We start from the raw sequence: 24,030 nt of genomic DNA, 5'->3' as shown, positions 1-24,030 counted from the left end.
CAGATTCGAACTGGAGCTGATCTACGTGAAGCACGACACCCGGCAGCTGCTGGCGGCCTGGAACGACACCACCACCGACGTCCCGGAGGCGGGCCGCACGCTCACCCGGCTGCTCACCGAGCAGGCGGCCCGCACCCCGGACGCGACGGCGCTGGTCTTCGAGGGCGAAACCCTCACCTACCGCGCCCTGCACGAGCGGGCCAACCGGCTCGCGCACCTCCTGATCGGCCGCGGGGTCGGCCCCGGCGTCCTCACCGGTGTCTGCGTCGACCGCTCCTTCGACCTGGTCATCGCCCTGCTCGGGGTGCTCAAGGCCGGCGGCGCCTACGTCCCGCTCGACCCCGACTACCCGGCCGACCGGCTGGCCTTCATGGTCGCCGACAGCGCCGCCCCCGTCGTCCTGACCCAGAGCTTCCTCGACGACGCCGACCTGGCTGCGTTCCCGGCCACCGAGCCGGAAACCACGACGACTGCGCAGGATCTCGCCTACGCCATCTACACCTCCGGCTCGACCGGGCGCCCCAAGGGCGTGCTGGTGCCGCACGAGGGGATCGTCAACCGGCTCGCCTGGACGCAAGCCGAATACGGCCTCACCACCGAAGACCGCGTGCTGCAGAAGACGCCGTCCAGCTTCGACGTCTCCGTCTGGGAGTTCTTCTGGCCGCTGCTGACCGGCGCCACGCTCGTCGTCGCGCGCCCCGGCGGCCACCGCGACCCCGCCTACCTGGCCCAGCTGATCCGCGCCGAACGCATCACGACCCTGCACTTCGTCCCGTCGATGCTGCAGGCGTTCCTGCTCGACCCGGCCGCGGCCGGCTGCACCGGCCTGCGCCGCGTGCTGTGCAGCGGCGAAGCCCTGCCCGCCGAGCTGCAGGCCCGGTTCTTCGACACCCTCCCCGGCGTCGAACTCCACAACCTGTACGGCCCCACCGAAGCCTCGGTCGACGTCACGTCCTGGGCGTGCCGCGCCGACGGCGGCCCGGTCCCGATCGGCCGGCCCGTGTGGAACACGCAGACTTATGTCTTGGACGCGCAGCTGCGGCCGGTCGCGCCCGGCGACGCCGGTGAGCTGTACCTCGCCGGGATCCAGCTCGCCCGGGGCTACCACCGCCGGCCCGGCCTGACCGCCGAACGGTTCATCGCGAACCCGTTCGTGCCGGGGGAGCGGATGTACCGCACCGGCGACCTCGCCCGCTGGACCGACGACGGCGCCCTGCTCTACCTCGGCCGCACCGACCACCAGGTCAAGATCCGCGGCCTGCGCGTCGAGCTGGGCGAGATCGAGACCGTGCTCGACCGCCAGCCCGGCGTCGGCGGCTCCTGCGTCCTGGCCCGCGAAGATCGCGAAGGCGACCAGCGTCTCGTCGGCTACGTCGTCCCCGACGGCGCCACCCCGGACGTCGAGGATCTGCGGACGGCCCTGGCCGCGGACCTGCCCGGGTACATGGTGCCCGCCGCGTTCGTCGTGCTCGCCGCACTGCCGCTGACCCCGAGCGGCAAGCTCGACCGCAAGGCCCTGCCCGCCCCCGACTGGACGGTGTCCCGCACCGGCCGCGCCCCGCGCACCCCGCGGGAAGCCGCGCTGTGCTCGCTGTTCTCCGAGATCCTCGGCGTGGACGGCGTCGGCATCGACGACGGCTTCCTCGCCCTCGGCGGCCACTCGCTGCTCGCCGCGAAGCTCGTCTCCCGGATCCGCGCGACGCTCGGCGTCGAGGCCGCGATCGGCGACGTCTTCCGCGCACCGACCCCCGCCGAGCTGGCCGGACTCCTCGAAACCGCCGCGCCCGCCCGCCTGCCGCTGACCCCGCGCCGTCGTCCCGAGCCGATGCCGCTGTCCTCGGCCCAGCGCCGACTGTGGTTCCTCGACCAGGCCGACACCTGGAACGCCGGCTACCACGTCCCGCAGGCCGTCCGCCTCGACGGCCCGGTCGACGCCGACGTGCTGCGCCTCGCCGTCGCCGACGTCGTCGCCCGCCACGAAGCCCTGCGGACGGTGTTCGACAGCCACGGCGACGAGCCCGTGCAGCAGATCCGGCCCGCCGGAGACGTCCCGTGGACGTTCGCGGAGTCCACAGAGGACACTCTGGCCGCCGACCTGCGCACCGCCACCGAAGCGAGCTTCGACCTCGCTCGCGAACTTCCGATCCGCGCCGCGCTGTTCACCCTCCCCGGGAAGACGTCGGTGCTGCTGCTGGTCGTGCACCACATCGCCTGCGACGGCTGGTCGATGGCGCCCCTGCTGCGCCAGGTCGGCGAGGCCTACACCGCCCGCACTCGCCACGAAGCCCCGGCGTGGGCACCGCTGCCGGTCCAGTACGCGGACTACACGCTGTGGCAACAGGAACTGCCCGTCGACAACGACCTCGCGTACTGGCGCGACGCCCTCACCGGCCTGCCCGAGGAACTGCCGCTGCCCGCTGACCGGCCCCGCCCGCCGGTGGCGAGCCACCGCGGCGGCGTCGTCCCGATGGACGTCCCCGCCGAGGTGCGCGCCAAGCTCACCGAGCTGGCCGCCGCGTCCGGCGCGACGCTGTTCATGGTCCTGCAGGCCGCCTTCGCCGCGCTGCTGACCCGCCTCGGCGCCGGCGACGACGTCCCCGTCGGCTCACCGGTCGCCGGCCGTGGTGACGCCGCCCTCGACGACCTCGTCGGGTTCTTCGTCAACACCGTCGTGCTGCGCACCGAGACCGGCGGCGACCCGACGTTCCGCGAGCTGCTCGGCCGGGCCCGCGAGACCTGCCTGGCCGCGTACGAACACGCCGAAGTGCCCTTCGAACGCGTCGTCGAAGAGCTGAACCCCGCCCGCTCGCTCGGGCGCCACCCGCTGTTCCAGGTCCTGCTGGTGCTGCAGAACAACCTCGCCGCCGAACTCGACCTCCCCGGGGTGCGCGCGACCGGCGAGCGCGTCGACATCGGCTACGCGAAGTTCGACCTGGCCGCGATCTTCGAGGAACGCGATGGCGAGCTGACCGGCCTGCTCGAATACGCGAGCGACCTGTTCGACCGCGCCACCGCCGCCACCCTGGCCACCCGGCTGCTGCGCGTCCTGGCCGCCGTCGCCGCGACCCCGGACGTCCGGATCGGCGACCTCGACCTGCTCGACGCCACCGAGACCGCCCAGGCCGTCGCGGGCGGCATGACCCGGCCCGCCGCCGCGAGCGTCACGCTGCACGAGGTCGTCGAAGGCCACGCCCGCCGCACCCCGGACCACACCGCGCTGCTGTTCGAGGACCGGATCGTCACCTACGCCGAGCTGGACGCCCGCGCCAACGGCGTCGCCGCGCTCCTGACGGACGTCCCGGCCGGCCGGATCGTCGCGATCTGCCTCGACCGCGGCCCGGACCTCATCGCCGCGATCCTCGGCGTGCTCAAGGCCGGCTGCGGCTACACGCTGCTGGACCCGTCGTTCCCCGCCGAACGCCGTCAGCTGCTGGCCGAGCAGGTCGACGCGCCCCTGGTGCTCGACGACCTGTCCACTGTGGACTCCACGGTGACCGCCCCCGGCCTCGCCGTGCCCACCACCGGACCCGCCTGCGTCATGTTCACCTCGGGCTCCACCGGCACGCCGAAGGGTGTCATCGCCTCGCACGAAGCCGTCGCCACGACCATCCTCGGCCAGGGCTACGGCGGCGCCGTCTGGCTGCAGACCGCGCCCGTCTCCTGGGACGCCTTCGCGTTCGAGCTGTTCGGCGCGCTGCTCACCGGCGCCGCCTGCGTGCTGCAGCCCGGGCCGAAGCCCGAGCCCGCGCTCATCGCCGACCTCGTCGAGCGCCACGGCGTCACCACGATGTTCGCCTCGGCCAGCCTGCTCAACTTCCTGCTCGACGAGTACCCGGGCGTGTTCACGCAGGTCAGCGACGTCTACACCGGCGGCGAGGTCGCCTCGGTCGCACACATCACCAAGGCGCTGACAACGTTCCCGGACCTCACGGTCACCAACGCCTACGGCCCGGTCGAGAACATGATCTTCGTCAGCTGCCACCGGATCACGGCGGCTGACCTCACCGGGGCGCCGATCCCGATCGGCGTGCCGCTGCACGGCAAGCGCGCCCACGTCCTGGACGAGCGGCTCCGGCCGGTCGCCCCCGGCGTCGTCGGCGAGCTGTACGCCGCGGGTGCCGGCATCGCGGACGGTTACGTCGGCCGTCCGGACCTCACTGCCGTCCGGTTCATCGCGAACCCGTTCGCGGCGGGGGAGCGGATGTACCGCACCGGCGACCTCGTGCGCCGCCGCGCCGACGGCGTCCTGGAATACGTCGGCCGCGCCGACGAGCAGGTCAAGATCCGCGGCTTTCGCGTCGAGCCGGGGGAGATCCGGACCGCGCTCGGTACCCACCCGGCCGTCACCGAATCCGCCGTCGTCGTGCGTGAGGACCGGCCGGGCCAGAAGCTCCTGGTCGCCTACGTCGTCGGCGAGCCGGCCGACTTCCGCGGGTACCTGGCCGAGCGGCTGCCCGAGCACCTCGTGCCGTCGGCGTTCGTGCTGCTGCCCGCCCTTCCCTTGACGCCCAACGGAAAGCTCGACCACCGGGCCCTGCCCGTCCCCGCGCACACGAGCACGAGCCGCGCGCCGCGCACCCCGCGTGAAGAAGTCCTCTGCGGCCTCTTCGCCGACGTCCTCGACGTCGAAACCGTCGGCGTCGACGACGGGTTCTTCACCCTCGGCGGCCACTCCTTGCTGGCCGCGCGGCTCGTCGCCCGGATCGGGTCCGTGCTGGGTGCCCGGATCGGCGTCGCGGACGTCTTCCGCGCCCCGACCGTCGCCGCGCTGGCGACCGTGCTCGACACCGCTCGCGCCGCTCGCCCGGCCGTCACCGTCCGGCCGCGGCCGGAGGTGCTGCCGCTGTCCGCGGCGCAGCGCAGCCTGTGGTTCGTCGAGCAGCTGGACGCCGCCGGTGCGGCCTACAACGTGCCTCGCGCCCTGCGCCTGAGCGGCCCGCTCGACGTCCCCGCGCTGCGGGCCGCGTTCGCCGACGTCCTCGAGCGCCACGAGTCGCTGCGGACGGTGTTCCCGAACACCGACGGCGTGCCCCGCCAGGAGATCCGCGCGCTCACCGAGCTGCCCTGGTTCGAAGACGTGGCGGACGTCGACGAGTTCGCCGCCCGGGAGTTCGACCTGGCCACCGACCTGCCGGTGCGGGCCGCGCTGCTGCGCCACGCCGACGACGACCACGTCCTGGTCATCGTCACCCACCACATCGCGAGCGACGGCTGGTCCCTCGCCCCGCTGCTGCGCGACCTCTCCACCGCCTACGCGGCCCGCACCGGCGGGGAAGCTCCCGGTTGGGCGCCGTTGCCGGTGCAGTACGCGGACTTCGCGCGGTGGCAGCAGGACCTGACCGGCTCCGCCGCCTACTGGGCCGGTGCCCTCGCCGGGCTGCCCGACGAGATCAACCTGCCCTTCGACCACCCGCGGCCGCCGGTCGCGACCCACCGCGGCGCCACGCTCCCGGTGGCCTTGGACGCGGACCTGCACGCTCGCCTCCTCGACGTGGCCCGCGGTGAGCACGCGACGTTGTTCATGGTGCTGCAGGCCGGGTTCGCGGCCCTGCTGTCCCGGCTCGGCGCCGGCGACGACGTCGCGGTCGGCACCCCGTCCGCGGGCCGGCCGGACGCCGCGCTCGACGACCTCGTCGGCTTCTTCGTCAACACCCTCGTGCTGCGCACCGACCTCACCGGCGACCCGAGCTTCGCCGCCCTGGTCGGCCGCGTCCGCGAGGCCGCCCTCGAAGCGTTCGACCACGCCGACGTTCCCTTCGAGCGCGTCGTCGAACGCCTCAACCCCGCTCGCTCGACCGCCCGGCACCCGCTGTTCCAGGTGATGCTGGCGCTGCAGAACAACGTCGCGGCCAACCTCGCGCTGCCGGGCGCAACCGCGGCCGACGTCCCGGTGGCCACCGCGACCGCGAAGTTCGACCTGACGCTGAACCTGGAGGAGAGCACCGGCCCCGACGGCGCCCCGGCCGGCATCGGCGGCTTCCTGGAGTACGCGACCGACCTGTTCGACGCCGGCACCGCCGCCGACCTCGCCGAGCGGTTCACCCGCCTGCTCGCCGCCGCCGTCGCCACGCCCGCCGTCCCGGTGTCCGGGTTGGACCTGCTCTCCGACGCCGAGCGCGTCGACCTCCTGCAGGCATCCGCCGAGACGCCGCTGCCGGACACCTCGGTGATCGAGCTGTTCGAGGCCCAGGCGGCCCGCACGCCGGACGCGCCCGCGCTGGAGTTCGGCACCGTGACGCTGACCTACGGCGAACTGAACGTCCAGGCCAACCGGATCGCCCGATTCCTCGCCGAGCGCGGGGCCGGACCCGAGCGGTACGTCGCCCTGGCCCTGCCGCGCGACGAGAAGCTGATCGTCGCGATGCTCGCCGTCCTGAAGACCGGCGCCGGCTACCTCGCGCTCGACCTCGACTACCCGGCCGACCGGCTCGCCGCGATGCTCGAAGACGCCGACCCGGCGCTCGTGCTCGTGACCGAGGCTGGCGCGGTGCCCGGCGACCCGGCCCGCCACGTCCTGCTGGCCGAGGCGGAGATCGGGACGGCGTGCAACCCGCTGCAGACCGCGTCTCCGGACAGCCCGGCGTACGTGATCTTCACGTCCGGCTCGACCGGCCGCCCCAAGGGTGTCGTTGTGCCCCGTCGGCCGCTGCTGAACTTCCTGCTGGACGTGGTGGACCGCTTCGGCATCGCCGTAGGCGACCGGCTGCTGGCCGTCACGACCGTCGGGTTCGACATCGCCGGGCTGGAGATCTTCGCGCCCCTGCTGGCCGGGGCGACCGTGGTGCTCGCCGGCCGTGACACCGTCCGCGACAGCCGCGCCCTGGCCGCGCTCGCCGAGGACGGCGTCACGCTGCTCCAGGCGACGCCGAGCCTCTTCCACGCGCTGCTGGCCGAGCCCGTCGACCTGACCGCCGTGCACGTCCTCGTCGGCGGCGAAGCCCTGCCCGACGACCTCGCCGTCGCGCTGCGGGCGCGGGCCGCGTCGGTCACCAACATGTACGGCCCCACCGAGACCACCATCTGGTCCACCACCGCCCGCGTCGGCGACGGCTCGCCGACCATCGGCACCGCGATCGCCAACACCCAGGTCTACGTCCTGGACCGCGCGCTGCGGCCGGTGCCGCCGGGTGTGCCGGGCGAGCTGTACATCGCCGGCGACGGCGTCGTGCGCGGCTACCTCGGCCGCCCCGACCTGACCGCCGACCGCTTCGTCGCCAACCCCTTCGCGACCGGTGAGCGGATGTACCGCACCGGCGACCTGGTCGCCCGCCGCCGCGACGGCGAGATCCGCTTCCTCGGCCGCGTCGACCACCAGGTCAAGATCCGCGGCTTCCGCATCGAGCTGGGCGAGATCGAGGCCGTGCTGGCCACGCACCCGGCCGTCGCGCTGCGCGCCGTCGTCGTCCGCGAGGACCGGCCCGGCGACAAGCGCCTGGTCGCCTACGTCGTGGGCACCGCCGACGTCGAGACGCTGCGACGGCACGTCGCGGCCGCCCTGCCCGGGTACATGGTGCCGTCGGCGTTCGTGCTGCTCGACGAGCTGCCGCGGACCCCGAACGGCAAGCTCGACCGCAAGGCCCTGCCCGCGCCGGCCGCGGAGAGCGTTACCGGCCGGGTGCCGCGCAACGCCCGTGAGCACGCGCTGTGCGAGCTGTTCGCCGAGGTCCTCGGCGTGCCCGAGGTCGGCATCGACGACGGCTTCTTCGACCTGGGCGGGCATTCGCTGCTCGCCACCCGCCTCGCCGGGCGGATCCGGGCGGCACTCCGCCTCGACGTCACCGTGCGGGCCCTGTTCGCGAACCCGACCGTGGCGGGGCTGAGCGACAGTCTCGGAGACGCCGTCGTGGCGCGCCCGGCGGTTGTCGCCCGGCCGCGGCCGGCGCGGCTGCCGCTGGCCCCCGGGCAGGAACGGCTGTGGTTCCTGGCCCGCCTCGACGCCGACGACACGGCCTACCACATGCCGATCGCCCTGCGGCTGCGCGGCGACGTCGACGCCTCCGCCCTCGCCGCCGCACTGTCCGATGTGGCCGGTCGCCACGAAGCCCTGCGCACCCTTTACGCCGAGGACGAATCCGGGCCGTACCAGGTGGTCCTCGACTCCTTCCGGGTCCCGTTCGAGGTCGGCACCGGCTCGGTCGCCGACGCCGCGCGCACCCCGTTCGACCTGGCCGCCGCGCCGCCGGTGCGCTCGTGGCTGTTCAGCGAGGGCGACGAGCACGTCCTGCTCGTGCTGACCCACCACATCGCCGGGGACGGCTGGTCGATCCCGGTGCTGCTGCGCGACTTGGCCGACGCCTACGCGGCTCGGCTCGACGGCCGCGCTCCGGAGTGGGTGCCACTGCCCGTGCAGTACGCGGACTACACGCTGTGGCAACGAGAACTCGACAGCGACGTCGCGTACTGGACGGACGCCCTGGCCGGTCTGCCCGAGGAACTGGCCCTGCCCTACGACCGCGTCCGGCCCGCCACCGCGGACCACGCCGGCGGGGCCGCGGCCGTCACGATCCCGGCCGAGCTGCACACGCGGCTCCTGGAGCTGGCGGCCGGGCGGCGCGCGACCCTGTTCATGGTCCTGCAGGCCGCCCTCGCCACGCTGCTGGCCCGCTTCGGCGCCGGCGACGACGTCCCGATCGGCACCCCCGTCGCCGGCCGCACCGACCCGGCGCTCGACGACCTCGTCGGGTTCTTCGTGAACACCCTCGTCCTGCGCACGGACGTCAGTGGCGCCCCGGCGTTCACCGAGCTGCTGGATCGCGTCCGGGAAGCCGACCTGAGTGCGTTCGAGCACGACGACGTCCCCTTCGATCGCCTGGTCGAGGAGCTGAACCCGGCCCGGTCGGCGTCGCGGCACCCGCTGTTCCAGGTGATGCTGGTGCTGCAGCAGGACAGCGCCGCGCCGGAACTGTCCGGTGTGGACGTCGAGCCGTACGAGGTGGACCGCGCGGTCGCCAAGTTCGACCTCACCGCCGCCCTGGAGGAACGCGGCAACGGCGGGGGGATCACCGGCGCCTTCGAGTACGCGACCGCGTTGTTCGACGCCGCCACCGCCGAGCGGCTGGCCGGCGCGTTCGTCCGGCTGCTGGAGCAGATCGCCGACGCGCCCACGACCTCGGTCGCGGCGTTCGACGTGCTCACGGCCGCCGACCGCGACCTCGTGCTGACGTCGGGCCACGCGCTCGACCTGGCTCCGACGCCACAGGACTGCCTGCACACCATCGTCGAACGGCAGGACTCCGACGCCGTCGCGATCCTGTTCGACGGCTCCTCGATGACCTACGGCGAGCTGAACGCCCGCGCCAACCAGGTCGCCCACCACCTCATCGACGACGGCGTCCAGCGCGGCGAGGTCGTCGGTGTCCTGCTGGACCGCGGCTTCGACTTCGCCGTCACCGTGCTCGGCGTCCTCAAGTCCGGCGCCGCCTACACCCTGCTCGACCCGAGCTACCCGGCCGAGCGCCTGGCCGCGGTCACCGAGCAGGCCCGCGTACAGCGGGTCCTGACGACCGCGCCGAGCCACTCCGACACCACGAACCCGGACGTCGAGCTGACCCCGGCCGACCTGGCCTGCGTCATGTTCACCTCCGGCTCGACCGGCGTGCCCAAGGGCGTCGCGACGTCGCACCGCGGGGTCGTCGCCACGATGGGCCAGGACTACGCGACCTTCGACGCCGGCCAGGTGTGGCTCCAGTGCGCCCCGGTGTCGTGGGACGGTTTTGCGCTGCAGCTGTTCGGCGCGCTGCTCTACGGCGGCCGCACGGTCCTGCAGCCCGGCCAGAACCCCGAGCCCGAGCGGATCGCGGCGCTCGTCGTCGAGCACGGCGTCACCGTGCTGCACGCCTCGGCGAGCCTGTTCAACTATCTCCTCGACCAGGAGCCCCAGGTCTTCGGCGTGCTGCGCCGGGCGATGACCGGCGGCGAGCCGGCGTCCGTCGCCCACGTGACCAAGGCGCTGCGCGAGCACCCGGACGTCGCGCTGATCAACGGCTACGGCCCGGCCGAAAGCATGGGCTACACGACGTTCCACCCGATCACCGCCGCCGACCTCGGCGGCCCGGCCATCCCGATCGGCCGCCCGGTCGCCAGCAAGCGCGCCTACGTCCTCGACACGCACCTCGCCCTCGCCGCCCCCGGCGTCACGGGTGAGCTGTACCTGTCGGGCCACGGTCTCGCCGACGGCTACCGCGGCCTGCCCGGCGCGACGGCCGAGCGGTTCGTCGCCAACCCGTTCGCGGCGGAGGAGCGGATGTACCGCACCGGCGACCTGGTGCGGTGGAATGCCGACGGCGTCCTCGAGTACGTCGGCCGCGCCGACGACCAGGTGAAGGTCCGCGGCTTCCGCGTCGAGCCCGGCGAGGTGCAGGCCGTGCTGGCCCGCCACGACGGCGTCGAGCAGGCCGCGGTCGTCGTCCGCGACGGCCGGCTCATCGGCTACGTCGTCGGCGCCGCCGAGCCCGCCGCGCTGCGGGTCTACCTCGGCGAGCGGCTGCCGGACTACCTGGTGCCCTCGGCGATCGTGCCCCTGGCCGAGCTGCCCCGGACGGCCAACGGCAAGCTCGATCGCCGCGCACTGCCCGCCCCGGACTTCACAGCGACGTCGTCCAGGCGACCGCGGACCGTCACCGAGAACGTCCTCTGTGGACTGTTCGCCGAGGTGCTCGGGCTGCCCGAGGTCGGCGTCGACGACGGCTTCTTCGACCTCGGCGGCCACTCGCTGCTGGCCGCCCGGCTGATCGGCCGCGTCCGCGCCGTCCTCGGCGTCGAGCTGGGCATCCGCGACCTGTTCCGGACGCCCGCCGTCGCCGGTCTCGCCGAGGTGCTCGGCGACGCCGCCCCCGCGCGGCCGCCGGTGACCCGCCGCGACCGTCCCGAACGGCTCCCGCTGTCGTTCGCACAGCAGCGGCTGTGGTTCGTCGACCAGGCCGAGGAGGCCAACGCCGGCTACGACGTCCCGCGTGCCCTGCGGCTGCACGGCACCCTCGACGTCGCCGCGCTGCAGGCAGCGTTGGCCGACGTCGTCGAGCGGCACGAAGCCCTGCGCACGGTCTTCCCGTCGCACGAAGGTGATCCGTGGCAGGAGATCCTGACCGCGCCTTCGGTGCCGTGGACTCTCACGCAGTCCACTGAGGACGAACTGCCGGGTGTGCTCTCGGCGGCCGCGTCGCACGTCTTCGACCTGCGGACCGAGCTGCCGCTGCGGGCCCACCTCGTCGAGATCGCCGCCGACGACCACGTCCTGCTGCTGGTCCTGCACCACATCGCCAGCGACGGCTGGTCCGCCGCGCCGATGCTGCGTGACCTCTCGGCGGCCTACGCCGCCCGCCTCGACGGCGCCGCCCCGGGCTGGGCGCCGCTGCCGGTCCAGTACGCGGACTACACGCTCTGGCAGCGTGACGTCCTCGACGAAACCGAGCTGGCCGGGCAGCTTGCCTTCTGGCGCTCCACACTCGCCGGAGCCCCCGAAGAGGTGGCCCTGCCCGCCGACCGGGTCCGCCCGGCCGTCGCCAGCCACCGCGGCGGTGCCGTGGACTTCGCTTTGGGAGCCGACGTCCACGCGGCGTTGGCCGACCTGGCCCGGGGCAGCGGAGCGACGCTGTTCATGGCTCTGCAGGCCGGGTTCGCCGCGCTGCTGTCGCGGCTCGGCGCCGGGGACGACGTCCCGCTCGGCGCCGTCGTCGCCGGCCGCGGCGACACCGCGCTCGACGACCTGGCCGGGTTCTTCGTCAACACCCTGGTGCTGCGCACCGACGTCTCCGGGCAGCCGACGTTCCGGCAGCTCCTGGACCGCGTCCGCGACACCGGCCTCGCCGCGCTGGCCCACGCCGACGTCCCGTTCGAGCGGGTCGTCGAAGAACTGAACCCCACTCGGTCGGCGTCGCGGCACCCGCTGTTCCAGGTGATGCTGGTGCTGCAGAACAACGTCGCCGGGGAACTGCGGCTGCCCGGCCTGGCCGCCGAGGCCGTCACGGTCCAGCGGGACGTCGCGAAGTTCGACCTCACCGCGGGCATCGAGGAGAACCGCGCCGCCGACGGCACCCCGGCCGGGCTGACCGGCCAGCTGGAGTACGCGGCCGACCTGTTCGACGCCTCGACGGCGGAGGCGATCGCAGCCAGGTTCGCCCGGTTCCTGACCGCCGCCGTGTCCACTCCGGACGTCCCGGTGACCGCCCTCGACCTGCTCACCGCCGACGAGCGCGCCGGGCTTCTGGCGCAGGGCACCACCGAGGTGACCGCTCCCGCGATGCGGCTGCACGAGCTGGTCGAGCGGCAGGCCGCGTGGGCGCCGGACGCGACCGCGCTCGTCTTCGAGGGTTCGCGCATGACCTACCGGGACCTCGACACCGAGGCCAACCGGCTGGCCCGGCACCTCGTCGCCGAGGGCGTCCGCCGCGGTGACCTGGTCGGCGTCCACATCGGCCGCACCCCGCGGCTGGCCGTCGCGCTGCTCGCCGTCCTCAAGACCGGCGCGGCCTACACCGTGCTGGACACGGACTTCCCGGCCGACCGCCTGGTCGGGGCGCTGCGCCGGACGTCGGCCGCGCTCGTGCTCACCGACGGACGGGAGCTGCCCTGGCGCCGGATCGACGTCGTCGCCGACGCGGCCGCCATCGCCGTCCGCGACGGCAGTGTCCTCGGCCTGCCCGGCAGCCCGGACGACCTCGCCGTCGTCATGTTCACCTCCGGCTCCACCGGCGTCCCCAAGGCCGTCGCGGCCCCGCACCGCGCGGTCGCCGGCACGCTCACCGGCCAGGACTACGCCGGATTCGGCCCGGACGACGTCTGGCTGCAGTGCGCGCCGGTCTCGTGGGACGCGTTCGGCACGCAGCTGCTCGGCCCGCTCATGGCCGGCGGCCAGGTCGTGCTGCAGCCCGGCCAGCGCCCCGACCCCGCCCTGATCGAGGACCTGGTGCTGGCGCACGACGTCACGGTTCTGGACGTCTCGGCCAGCCTGTTCAACTTCCTGGTCGACGAGCACCCCGCGGTGTTCGCGACGGTCCGCCGCGCGATGACCGGCGGCGAAGCGGCGTCACCCGCGCACCTGGCGAAGGTGCTGCACTCGTATCCGCAGGTCGCGGTGATCAACGGGTACGGCCCGGCCGAGACCATGGGCTTCAGCACCTTTCACGCCGTCACAGCGGTCGACGGCCCGGTCCCGATCGGGCGGCCGCTCACCGGCAAGCACGCCTACGTCCTCGACACGCTTTTGCAGCCCACGCCCGCCGGTGTGGTCGGCGAGCTGTACCTGGCCGGCGTCGGCACCGCCCACGGGTACCTCGGGCAGCCCGGCGCGACCGCCGAGCGGTTCGTCGCGAACCCGTTCGGCGCGGGGGAGCGGCTGTACCGCACGGGCGACCTCGCCCGGTGGAACGGCGACGGCGTGCTGGAGTACGCCGGCCGCGCCGACGACCAGGTCAAGATCCGCGGCTTCCGCGTCGAACCCGGCGAGGTCCAGGCCGTGCTGGCCCGGTACGACGGCGTCACGCAGGCCGCCGTGGTGGCCCGCGACGGGCTCCTGGTCGCCTACGTCGTCGGCACCGCCGACCCGGCCGCGGTCGCCGAGTACGCCGCCGCGCAGCTGCCGGACCACCTGGTCCCGTCGGCGATCGTGCCCCTGGAAGCACTGCCCCGGACGGCCAACGGCAAGCTCGACAAGGCCGCCCTGCCCGCACCGCGCCGGATCAGCGCCGGGCACGTCGCGCCCCGGACGGCCACCGAGGTCACGCTGGCCGCGATCTGGGCCGACGTGCTCAACATCCCGGCACCGAGCGTGGAGGACAACTTCTTCGCGCTCGGCGGTCACTCGCTGCTGGCGGCCAAGGTGACCGGCCGGATGCGCACCGAGTTCGGCGTCCGGCTGGGCGTGCGCGCCCTGTTCGAGGCGCCCACGATCGCGTCGCTGGCCCGGCTGGTGCCGGAAGCGTCCACAGTGGACTTCGAGCCGGTCCCGGCCCGGGACCGGTCGGCACGCACGCCGCTGTCGCCGGTGCAGCGCGGCCTCTGGTTCGCCGAACGGCTCGCTCCCGGGTCGGCCGAGTACCTGGTGCCGTTGGCGCTGCGGATCGAGGGTGACCTCGACGTCGAAGCACTCACCGATGCGCTGTCGGCGCTGGTGGCACGGCACGAGGTGCTGCGCAGCCGGTTCGTCGAGGTCGATGGCGAGCCCGCCCAGGTCGTCGACCCGGTGCGGCCGATGCCGCTCCCGGTCACCGACGTGACCGGCGTCGAGGCGTTCGTCCGGTCCCAGGTGGACACGCCGCTCGACATCGAGAACGGTCTGGTGTTCCGGGCCGCGCTCGGCCGGGTTTCGGCCGGCGAGCACGTGCTGGTCCTGTGCCTGCACCACATCGTCGCCGACGGCTGGTCCATGGGTGTGCTGGCCGCCGAGCTGCGTGACCACTACGCCGGGAGCCGGCCGGCCGCGCTGCCGGTGCAGTTCGGCGACGTCGCCGCATGGCAGGCCGCCGCGTCCGACGAAGCCGGGCTCGCCTTCTGGCGGGAGGCCCTCGACGGGATGCCGCACGTCGCGGAACTGCCTGCCGACCGGCCCCGGCCGCTCGTGCGGGAGATCGCCGGTGCCAAGACGCCGGTGCACGTGCCCGCGGAGGTCGTCGGCCAGCTGGCGGCGCTGGGTGCCGGGCACGGCGCGAGCCTGTTCATGACCGTGCTGGCCGCGTTCGAGGTGCTCATCGGCCGCTACACCGCCATGCGGGACTTCGCGATCGGCACCCCGGTGTCCGGCCGCAGCCACCCGCAGACCGAGGCCCTGGTCGGGCACTTCGTCAACACCGTGCCGCTGCGCGCGGACCTGACCGGCGACCCGGCGTTCACCGAGCTGCTGACCCGGGTCCGCACCAGCACGCTGGCCGCGTTCGACCACGACGACGTCCCGTTCGACCGGATCGTCGAACTCCTGCGCCCGCAACGCGACCTCACCCGCACCCCGCTGGTGCAGATCGTGTTCGCGCTGCAGAACAACGACGAGGCCGGGTGGGCGCTGCCGGGCTTGGCCGTCGAGCAGCTGGCCGTCGACACCCGGGTCAGCAAGTTCGACCTCGAACTCGCCCTCGCCCAGGACGCCGGCGGCGCCCTCACCGGCATCTTCGAGTACCCGACCGCCCTGTTCGACACCACCACGATCGAGCGGCTGGCCGGCCACTTCACCACCCTTCTGCACAGGATCGCCGACGCTCCGGAAACCCCGGTCGGTGAGCTGGATCTCCTCAGCACGACCGAACGCGAGCACCTGATCAACGGCGTCAACAACACGGTCGTGGCCTACGACGAGGACGTCTGCCTGCACCACCTCATCTCGCAGCAGGCCGCGCAGACGCCGGACGCGGTCGCCGTCGAGTACCTGAACGAGCACATCGACTACACCGAGCTGGAACGCCGGGCCGGAGTCCTCGCGGCACGGCTGAGCGAGCACGGTGTCGGCCCGGACGTCCCGGTCGGCCTGCGGATGGACCGCTCGATCGACCTGATCGTCGGCCTGGTCGCCATCCTCAAGGCCGGCGGCGCGTTCGTCCCGATCGAGACCGACGCGCCCGAACCGCGTGTCCTCGGCATCCTCGGCGACGCCAACTCGCCGGTCTGCCTGGTCAACGCGGGCGCGTCGACGCCCCAGGACAGCGAGGTCGTCTTCCTCGAAGTGTCCGGTTTGGACGGAGAAGCGCCGGAGCTGATCGACACCACCCACCCCGACAACCTGGTCTCGATCTACTACACGTCCGGCTCCACCGGCAAGCCCAAGGGCGTCGCCAGCACCCACCGCGGCTGGGTCAACCGGCTGCGCTGGCACCAGGACACCTACCGGCTCCAGCCGGGCGAGGGTGTGCTCCAGAAGACGACGCTCGTGTTCGACGATGCGGCCGTGGAATGCCTGTGGCCGCTCATCGTCGGCGGCCGCGTCGCGCTGATCCCGCCGGGCCTGCACCGCGACCCGGCCGCGATCCTCGAAGGCGCCATCCGCCACCAGGTGTCGAACCTGCAGTTCGTGCCCAGCATGCTGACGCTGTTCCTGGAGCAGTTGACCCCGGCCGACCGCGCGGCTCTCAAGCCGCTGCGCAACGTCATCACCAGCGGCGAGGCACTGCAGCCGGAACTGCTGAAGCTGTTCTTCGACCGCCTCGGCGAGAACGCCACGCTGCACAACCAGTGGGGCGCCACCGAGGTGTCGATCGACTCGACCATGCGCGAATGCCTCCGGTCCGACCTCGACGGTGCGGGCTCGGTCAGCGTCGGGTCGCCGATCGCGAACAACCAGATCCACGTCCTCGACGAGCACTTCCGGCCGGTCCCGGTCGGCGTACCCGGTGACCTCTTCATCGGCGGCGTCGGCCTGGCCCGCGGTTACCTCGGCAACCCGGGCAAGACGGCGGCGGCGTTCCTGGCCAGCCCGTTCGTCCCCGGCGAGCGGCTCTACCGCACCGGCGACCGCGGCCTGCGCACCCCCGGCGGCGCGCTGACCTTCCTCGGCCGCCAGGACTCGCAGGTCAAGATCCGCGGCATCCGCGTCGAGCCCGGCGAGGTCGAGCAGGTGCTGCTAGAGCTGCCCGGGGTGCGCGAGGCCGCCGTGACGGTGTGGCAGCCGTCGCCGGGCGACAAGCGCCTTGCCGGGTACGTCACCGCGCAGGCCGGCGTCACGCTCACCGAAGCCGAGATCCGCGAACAGTTGCGCGAGCGGCTGCCCGTCTACCTCGTGCCGACGGCCCTGAGCGTGCTGCCGGAGTTCCCGACCACCACCAGCGGCAAGATCGACCGCAAGGCGCTGCCCGCGCCGGCCGCGGCCGGCGCCGAGTACCGGCCTCCGGAAGGTCCGGTCGCGGAGCTGGTCGCCGAAGTCCTGCAGAACGTCCTGGGCGTCGAGCAGGTCGGCGCGGACGACAACTTCTTCGACCTGGGCGGGCACTCCCTGCTGGGCGTGCGGGTGGTCGCCGAGCTGCGCAAGCGGCTCTCGGCGGACATCCCGATCCGGCTGATCTTCGACTCGCCCACGGTCGCGGAACTCGCCGACGCCGTCGCCCGCGCCACCCGCCGCGAGTTCCAGGCCATCCCCAAGCGACCCGACGGCCCGGCACCGCTCGCGGGTGTCCAGGTCGGCATGTGGCTGGCCGACCGGATGGCGCCGTCGAGCGCGGAGTACCTGGTGCCCAACGCGGTCCGCCTGCGCGGCACCCTGGACGTCGACGCCCTCGCAGCGGCCCTGACCAACCTAGTCGGAAGGCACGAGATCCTCAGGACTCGGTTCGTCGAAGTGGACGGCGAGCCCAAGCAGGTCGTCGACCCCGCCGGTCCGGTCCCGCTGCCGGTCACCGACATCGACGCGGTCGAGCCGTTCCTGGCGGCGCGGCCCATCGACCTCGCCACCGGACCGGTGTTCTCGGCGGCGCTCGGACGCCTGGCCGAGCACGACCACGTGCTCGTGTTGTCGGCCCACCACATCGTGCTCGACGGCTGGTCCGAAGGCATCCTCGCCGAGGAACTGCGCGACCTCTACGCGGGCGTCGACCTGGCGCCGCTGCCGGTGCAGTACGCCGACGTCGCGACCTGGTCCCAGCCCACCGAAGCGGACGTCGAGTTCTGGCGGACGCAGCTCGCCGGAGTCCCGCAGGTCGTCCAGCTGCCCGCCGACCGGCCCCGGCCGGCGGTGCGCGACCCGCGTGGCGCGCGGTACGAGTTCAGCGTCCCGGCGGAGCTGGCCACCCGGCTCGGCGAGCTGGGCGCGGAAGCCCGGGCCAGCCTGTTCATGACGCTGCTGGCCGGGTTCCAGGTGCTCGTCTCCCGGCACACCGGACTGCGCGAGTTCGCGATCGGCAGCCCGGTCGCCGGCCGCGACCACCCGGACACCGAACGGCTGATCGGCCAGTTCGTCAACACGCTCGCCCTGCGCGCGGACCTGACGGGCTCGCCCGGCTTCACCGAACTGGTGGAACGCGTCCGCGAGACGGCGCTGAACTCCTTCAGCCACCAGGAAGTCCCGTTCGACCGCGTCGTCGCCGAACTCCGGCCCGAGCGCGACCCGAGCCGCAACCCTCTGGTGCAGCTGATGTTCGCGCTGCAGACCGTTTCCGAAGGCGGCTGGGAACTCGGTGACCTCGACTGCGAGCCCCTGGGCGTCGAGACGGGCGCGGCCAAGTTCGACCTCGCGATGGTGCTGCGCGAGCAGGCCACCGGCGCGGTCGACGGCGTCCTCGAATACCCCGTCGCGCTGTTCGACGAGGAGACGGTCGCAGCCTTCGCCGAGCGGTACGTCCGGCTCCTGACCGGGTTCGCCGCCGAGCCGCAACGCCCGGTGGACCGCGTCACGATGCTCGACGCGGCCGAGGTCATCCCGCTCGACGGCACCGCTCCCGGCGGGACGTTCGCGGGGCTGATCGAAGCCCAGGTGCGACGTTATCCGGACGCCCCGGCCGTAGTGGCCGGACCGGACTCGCTCACCTACGGCGAACTGGACGCGGCGGCCAACCGCGTGGCCCGCGTGCTGCAGGCTCGCGGTGCCGCGCCGGAGACGGTCGTCGCGTTGCTGCTGCCACGTTCGGCCGACCTGGTCGTGGCGCAGCTCGCGGTCGTCAAGACCGGCGCGGCGTTCCTCCCGGTCGACCCGAGCTACCCGGAGGAGCGCATCCGATACATGCTCGACGACGCCGACCCGGTGCTCACCCTTCGCGAGCTGCCGGAGTCCACAATGGACGACAGCCCGCTGGACGTCGAGGTCGAGCCGGAGAACGCGGCGTACGTGATCTACACGTCGGGCTCCACCGGACGGCCGAAGGGCGTCGTCGTCAGCCACGCCGGCCTCGGCACGCTGGTGGCCAACACCATCGACGCCTACCAGGTCGGCCCGGGGGACCGGGTGCTGCAGTACGTGTCGCCGAGCTTCGACGCCTCGGTGCTGGAACTGTGCGCCTCCCTGATGACGGGCGCCGCACTCGTCGTCACGCCGCCGGGGCCGCTGCTCGGTGACCAGCTGCGGGACGTCCTCGCCGAAGGACGCGTCACGCACGCGCTGATCCCGCCCGCCGCCCTGGCCACGGTGGAGGATCCGGACCTGCCGGACTTCCGCACGGTCGTCGTCGGCGGCGACGTCTGCCCGCCCGAGCTGGTCGCGAAGTGGGCACCGGGCCGCCGGATGCTCAACATGTACGGCCCGACCGAAGCCACGGTCGTCTCCACGGTCAGCGAACCGCTGGTGCCGGGCCGGCAGGTGACCATCGGCGGTGCGCTCAAGCACACCCAGGCGTACGTGCTGGACGACCGGCTCCAGCCGGTGCCACCAGGCGTCGCGGGTGAGCTGTACGTAGCCAGCCCGGGCCTGGCTCGCGGTTACCTCGGGCGTCCTGGACTGACGGCCATCAGGTTCGTCGCCAATCCGGCGGGCGGGCGGATGTACCGCACCGGCGACCTCGTCCGCCGCACCCGCACCGGGAACCTCGAGTTCCTCGGCCGGACCGACGACCAGGTCAAGATCCGCGGCTTCCGCATCGAACTCGGCGAAGTCGAGTCCGCGCTGCGGGCCCACCCGGCCCTCACGGCCGCGGTGGTGCTGGCCAAACCCGACCCGGCCGGACAGAAACGCCTGGTCGCGTACGTCGTCGGCGAGGTGAGCACGGCAGACCTGCGGACCTTCCTGAGCCAGCGCCTGCCGGAGCACCTGGTGCCGTCCGCGTTCGTCGTGCTCGACGCCATGCCGGTCAACGCCAGCGGCAAGCTCGACCGGGCCGCGCTGCCCGAACCGGCCGAGGAGACGGCGGACTACGTCGCTCCCGGCAGTCCCGAGGAGCAGCTGATCGCCGACATCTGGGCCGAGGTGCTCGGCGTGCCCCGCGTCGGGCTCGGCGACGACTTCTTCGCACTGGGCGGGCACTCCGTGCTCGCCGCCAAGGTCCGCATGCGGCTGCAGGCCGCGTTCGGGGTGGACCTCTCCCTGCCCGTGCTCTTCCAGACCACCACGGTCACCGCGCTCGCCGCGGTGGTCCACACCGAGATCGAGGCCGAGCTCGCCGGCATGTCCGAGCAGGAGCTCCTCGACTCCCTCACCGAGGAGGCCAGCGCATGACCACGTTCGACACCCGCCCCGCCGGCGACGCTGTTGACGCCGATCGGGCGGCCCGGCTGCGGGCCGCGGTGCTCGCCCGGCGGCTGCGTGGACGCACCACCGCGCCGGTCCGCACCTTCGGCCGCGCCGACCGCGACGTCCCGCTGCCACTGTCGGCGGGCCAGCAACGCCTGTGGTTCCTCGACCGCCTCGACCCGGACAGCGCCGAGTACGCCGTGCCGCTCCTGCTCCGCCTGGACGGCGACCTCGACGTCGACGCCCTCCAGCACGCCCTCGACGCCCTGGTGGCGCGGCACGAGATCCTGCGCACCACCTACGTCGCCGAGGACAACAAGCCGCGTCAGGTGATCGGCGCCCCGGCCCCGGTCGAGCTGCCGGTGGTCGAAGGCGACGTCGACGCGGTGCTCGCGGAGTACGTCGGCCGCCCGTTCGACCTGGCCAACGGCCCGGTGTTCCGGGCCATGCTGGTCCGCGAGACGCCGCAGCGGCACGTACTCGCGCTCAACGTCCACCACATCGCCTGCGACGGCTGGTCCCTGCCGGTCCTCCTCGACGACCTCCGCAAGCTCTACACCGGCGCCGAACTGCCGCCGATCGCACTGTCCTATGCGGACTTCGCCGTCTGGGAGCAGTCCCGGCTGGACGTCCACGACGCCGACCTCGCCTACTGGAAGGACCGGCTCGCCGGGCTGGAGACGCTCGAGCTGCCCGCGGACCGGCCGCGACCGGCCACCCGCGACCACCACGGCGCGTCGATCCGGTTCACCATCCCCGCACCCGCGGCGGAAGCCGTGCTGAACCAGGGCAAAGCCGTCGGCGCGACGCCGTTCATGACGCTGCTCGCCGCCGCGTACGTGGTGCTGGGCCGGCACACCGGCCGCGAGGACATCGCCGTCGGCACCCCGGTCGCCGGCCGGTCGCGGGCCGAGCTGGAGCACATGGTCGGGTTCTTCGTGAACACCGTCGTCGCCCGCGGCGACCTTTCCGGCGACCCGGACTTCGCGACGCTGGCCGAGCGCGTCAAGGTGGCGCGGCTGGCCGACCAGTCCCACGAGGACCTGCCCTTCGAGCGGCTCGTCCAGGAACTCGCCCCGGAACGCGACCTCGCGCACACGCCGGTCGTCCAGGTGATGTTCGCCGTCTACGACGCCTCCGAAGGCGAAGCCGCACTCGGTGACCTCACGGTGTCGCCGGTGGACCAGGAGTCGTCGACGGCGAAGTTCGACCTGATGATCTCCTTCGTCCGCCAGGCCGATGGTTCCGTGGCCGGTGTGCTGGAGTACGCGACGGCGCTGTTCGACCAGGTCCGGATGGCGCGGATGGGTGAGCACTTCGTCCGCCTCTTCACCGAGCTGGCCGCCCGCCCCACCGCCCGGCTGTCCGAAGTGGACATCCTCGGCGCCGACGAGCGCACGCTGCTCCTGAACACCTGGAACGCCACCGCCGAGCCCTACCTGCGCGGCACCCTGCACGGCCGGATCGCCGAACAGGCGCTGTCCAACCCGGACGCCATCGCCGTCCGCTGCGGCGCGGTCGAGCTGACCTACGCCGAGGTGGAAGCCCGCGCGACCCGGCTGGCCCAGCGGCTGCGCGCCCAGGGCGTCGGCGTGGAAACCCCGGTCGGCGTTCTCTGCGAACGCGGCCCGCTGCTGCTGCCGGTGCTGCTGGCCGTCCTCAAGACCGGCGGCCACTACATCCCGCTCGACCCGGCCTACCCGCAGGACCGCAAGGAGTACATGCTCCGCCAGGCCGGTGCCCGCGTGCTCGTCACCACCCGCCGGTACGCCGAGGAGAACCTCGGCGAGGTCGTCGTCTTCGCGGACGAGGCCGTGGCCGACGACCCGGCGCCGTGGCAGGACCCGGTCGTCGACCCGGAGAACCTCGCCTACGTCATCTACACCTCCGGCTCCACCGGCCGGCCCAAGGGCGTGATGATCAGCCACCGCGGCGTGCTGCACTACCTCGACTGGTGCCGCCAGGCCTACCGCGCCGACGAGGGCAACGGCGCGCCCGTGCACTCCTCGCTCGCCTTCGACCTCACCGTCACCGGCCTGTTCCTGCCGCTGCTGTGCGGCACGACCGTGACGCTGGTCCCGGAGGACGAGCACCCGGTCGCCGGCCTGGCGGACGTGCTGTCCAGCGGCCGGAAGTTCAGCTTCGTCAAGCTCACCCCGGCCCACCTCGAACCGCTCCGCCGCTGTCTGGAACCCGAGGCGGCGGCCGCGGCCGCGCACCTGGTCGTCGGCGGCGAGCAGCTCACCGCCGAGGCCCTGGAGTTCTGGCGCGAGAACGCCCCGGACGTCGTGGTGGCCAACGAGTACGGCCACACCGAGACGTCCGTGGCCAACGTGATCAACCTGCTGCCCGCCGCCGAGTGCGTCAGCACGCCGATCTCGGTCGGCCGGCCGATCTGGAACACCGAGGTCTACCTGCTCGACGAGCACCTGCGCCCGGTCCCGGCCGGCGTCACCGGCGAGCTGTACGCCGGCGGCGCGGGTGTCGCCCGCGGCTTCGCCGGGAGCCCGGGCCTGACGGCGGCCAAGTACGTGCCCAACCCGTTCGGCCCGGGCCGCCTCTACCGCAGTGGTGACCTGGCCCGGTACCTGCCGGACGGGCGGCTGGAGTTCGTCGGCCGCACCGACCACCAGGTCAAGGTCCGCGGCTACCGCATCGAGCTGGGCGAGATCGAGGCCGCGCTGGTCGGCGGCCCCGGCGTCACCGAAGCGGTCGCCGTGGTCCGCGACGGCGCCCTCGCCGGCTACGTCGCACCGTCCACAGTGGACGCCGATGCGCTGCGGGCCCACCTGTCCGAGCGGCTGCCCGAGTACATGGTCCCGTCGACGCTGACCACCCTGGACACGCTGCCGCTGACGTCGAACGGCAAGATCGACCGCGTCGCGCTGCCCGCCCCGGACGCCACGCCGGTCTCGACGTCCGGCGTCCTGCCGCGTGACGAGCTGGAGATGGCCCTGGCCAAGCTGTGGGAGGACCTGCTCGGCCGCCGCGTCGGCGTCACCGACGGCTTCTTCGAAGTCGGCGGGCACTCGCTCCTGGCCGTGGTGCTGGTCGACCGGATCAAGGCCGAGCTGGGCGCCACCGTCGGGCTGGCCGAGGTGTTCCGCGCCCCGACCGTGCGGGCGCTGGCCGACCACATCCGCGCCGGGGACAGCGGCGGGGGACTGGTCGTGCCGCTGTCGCCCGGCCGCACCGGCGTCGCGCCGCTGTTCCTGCTGCCGCCCACCGCGGGCAGCCCGTTCCCCTACCTGCAACTGGTCGCCGAGCTGGACCCGGCGCTGCCGGTGTTCGGCCTGCAGGCCCCCGGTTTCGCACCCGGCGAAGACCCGGTCCACACCATCGAGGAGCTGGCCGCCCGGTTCGTCGCCGACCTCCTGCCGGTCGCCGGGGACCGCCCGATCCGGCTCGCCGGCTGGTCGCAAGGCGGGTCGGTCGCCTTCGAAATGGCCGCGCAGCTGGAAAAAGCGGGCCGCGCGGTCGAGCACCTGTGCGTCATCGACGCGACCGTCCTCGGCGTCGACGACTACGGCAACCCGCTGCCCGACATCGACACCAGCGACCCGCTGGCCTGGTTCGGCGAGGCGATCCTGAAGCTCGAACCCGGGGCGGACACGCTGGACGAGATGCTCGCCGAGGCTCGTGACCGCGGCATGGTCTCGGAAGTCGCGGGCAACGCCGTCGTCGAGCAGATGGCCCGGGTCTACCTGGCCGGCAAGGACGCGGTCGAGGCCTACCGCTGCCGCGCGGTGGTCGACACCGGCATCCACCTGATCACCTCCACCGGCACCCACCCGGTGAAGGGCCGCCCGGAGGTGCGCCCGGAGAGCTGGCGCGCCCGCACGCGCGGCGAGCTGACGGTGACGCCGGTTTCGGGGCACCACTGGGACATGGTCGAACCGCCGCACGTGGCGGAGCTGGCGCGGGCCGTGCTGGCCGGGCTGGCCGTGACCGCCGACGAGTGA

General features: G+C 73.4%; 2 protein-coding genes. Both read left to right on the top strand.

What is annotated here, in order from left to right:
* Positions 1–25 precede the first annotated feature (25 nt).
* Complete coding sequence (locus tag OG439_RS13160; protein WP_326949665.1) at positions 26–20,053, top strand: non-ribosomal peptide synthase/polyketide synthase; 20,028 nt, start codon at positions 26–28, stop codon at positions 20,051–20,053.
* The gene (locus OG439_RS13155; protein ID WP_326949664.1) at positions 20,050–24,030 is read left to right on the top strand and encodes a non-ribosomal peptide synthetase; all 3,981 of its coding nucleotides are present in this window, start codon (positions 20,050–20,052) and stop codon (positions 24,028–24,030) included. The genes OG439_RS13160 and OG439_RS13155 overlap by 4 nt, the downstream gene beginning before the upstream one ends.

The sequence above is a fragment of the Amycolatopsis sp. NBC_01307 genome, from assembly GCF_035975215.1.
In the GTDB taxonomy this organism is placed as follows: domain Bacteria; phylum Actinomycetota; class Actinomycetes; order Mycobacteriales; family Pseudonocardiaceae; genus Amycolatopsis.
This window is presented reverse-complemented; position numbering and strand designations above follow the sequence as displayed.

Excerpts from the sequence above, each read along its gene's own strand:
- OG439_RS13155 (WP_326949664.1), top strand. The coding sequence starts at position 20,050 with ATGACCACGTTCGACACCCGCCCCGCCGGCGACGCTGTTGACGCCGAT.